This is a genomic window from Campylobacter sp. 110 (assembly GCF_002383965.1).
In the GTDB taxonomy this organism is placed as follows: domain Bacteria; phylum Campylobacterota; class Campylobacteria; order Campylobacterales; family Campylobacteraceae; genus Campylobacter_D; species Campylobacter_D coli.
On sequence record NZ_NXBD01000022.1, the window covers coordinates 1 to 1,570 of the forward strand.

A 1,570-nucleotide genomic window follows, 5' to 3' on the forward strand; every position below is an offset into this window, starting at 1 on the left:
AAACAAAGTTATAAACCGCTTTCATTAAAAGAAAGTTTGCAAATGCAATTAGAACTTTTAGAGAGAAATGAAAAGCTTCAAATTGAAAATGTAAATTTAAAAAATGAAGCCAAAGAAAACGCACCACTTATTCACTTTGCAAATCGTATAAAAGATACTAATGATGCTATTTTAATAAGAGATTTCGCAAAAATACTTTATGAAAAAAATAAAATTGAAATCGGAGAAAAAAGACTTTTTGCTTTTTTAAGGGATAATGGCTTTTTAATGAGTGATAATAAGCCTTATCAAAAATGCATAGAGCAAGGACTTTTCAAAGTAAGTGAAACAACTATCAGTACAATAAATGGAGATAGATTAGTAAGCACAACGAAAATCACAGGCAAAGGACAAATTAAAATCGCAAATTTATTATTAGAAGGAATTAATCATGCAGTATAAAATAATTGATTTAGAGCAGGGTAGTGTGGAATGGTTAAATTTTAGAAAAGGAAAAATAGGTGCATCGATGGTAGCATCTTGTGTAGGTATCAAAGGTGCTTTTAATTCCAAAGAAGAAGCAAGAGATATCATTTTAGGACTTAAAGAAGTTTATCAAAATGAAGCTATGAGAAGAGGCAATGAATATGAGCCTTTGATTAGAGCTAGAGTTGAGTTTTTACATTCTGTGAGTATCACTCCTGTAGTTTTACAAAGTCTAGAAAATGAAATGTTTATAGCAAGTTTAGATGGGATTGATGAAAATGGAATTATTTATGAATTTAAATACTCACAAAATGAATACGATTTTATCAAAAAAAATAAAAAGCCAAGTGATAAATACTACGCTCAAGTGCAATTTGGGCTTTATATCAGTGGTAAAGAAAAATGTATATTTGTAGCCATGAACAAAGAAGAAGAGATTGTAGAGTGCGAAGTTTCAAAAGATGAAGCTTATCAAGAATGGTTGGTTAAAAATATAAAAGAGTTTATATTAGATTATATCATAGATCAAAAAAGCGATTATAAAGAGCTTGAAGATACTAAAGCAAAAAATCTAACGATTGAAATTATAAGGCTTGAAGAGACGATTAAACCTATTAAAGAAAAGCTTGAAAGTCTTAAAAAAGAACTCATAGCCTTAGCAAATGGAGAAAAAGCAAGATGTTTGGATATTACAATTTATCCGCAAAGTAGAACTACAATTGATTATAAGGGCTTTTTAGAGCAAAAAAATATTACTGTGCCTAAAGAGTTTTATAAAGAAAGTATTTCAATGTGTTTAAAAATCAAAAAAGGAGCATAAAAATAAAGCACTTTTTGATAAAATTATAAAAACAAAGGAAAGATTAAAATGTTAAATTTAAAAAGTTTAGAAATCACCTGCAAACAATGTAAAACTAAAATCACTTTAGATATAGGTAAAACTGTCATTGTATGCCCACTTTGTAATAATGCTTTTTATAATTCTTATGATGAAGCTCCACTTTCTAAACTAGGAAATATATTGCAAAGCTTAAAAGAGCATAAAAAAGCAGAGTTTAGATTTATCACAGATGAAAAGGAATAAAATGGAGAAAGAAAACATTGT

The 1,570-nt window shown here is 28.0% G+C and carries 3 protein-coding genes; all 3 read left to right on the forward strand.

What is annotated here, in order from left to right; translation table 11 throughout:
• A partial coding sequence (locus BGS43_RS03090) for a phage antirepressor KilAC domain-containing protein (protein WP_180753338.1) occupies positions 1 to 441 on the forward strand: 441 nt, incomplete at its 5' end.
• Positions 431 to 1,285: a lambda-exonuclease family protein gene (locus BGS43_RS03095; RefSeq protein WP_096568734.1), complete on the forward strand. Its 855-nt coding sequence runs from the start codon at positions 431 to 433 to the stop codon at positions 1,283 to 1,285. The genes BGS43_RS03090 and BGS43_RS03095, both read left to right, overlap by 11 nt.
• Before the next feature lie 48 nt (positions 1,286 to 1,333).
• Entirely contained in the window at positions 1,334 to 1,549 is a 216-nt protein-coding gene (locus BGS43_RS03100; protein ID WP_002783970.1) for a hypothetical protein, read from the forward strand.
• The last annotated feature ends 21 nt before the right edge of the window (positions 1,550 to 1,570 follow it).

What these genes read in the sequence shown, in the direction of transcription:
- BGS43_RS03100 (WP_002783970.1), top strand. Translation starts at nt 1,334, where the DNA reads ATGTTAAATTTAAAAAGTTTAGAAATCACCTGCAAACAATGTAAAACT.
- BGS43_RS03095 (WP_096568734.1), top strand. Translation starts at nt 431, where the DNA reads ATGCAGTATAAAATAATTGATTTAGAGCAGGGTAGTGTGGAATGGTTA.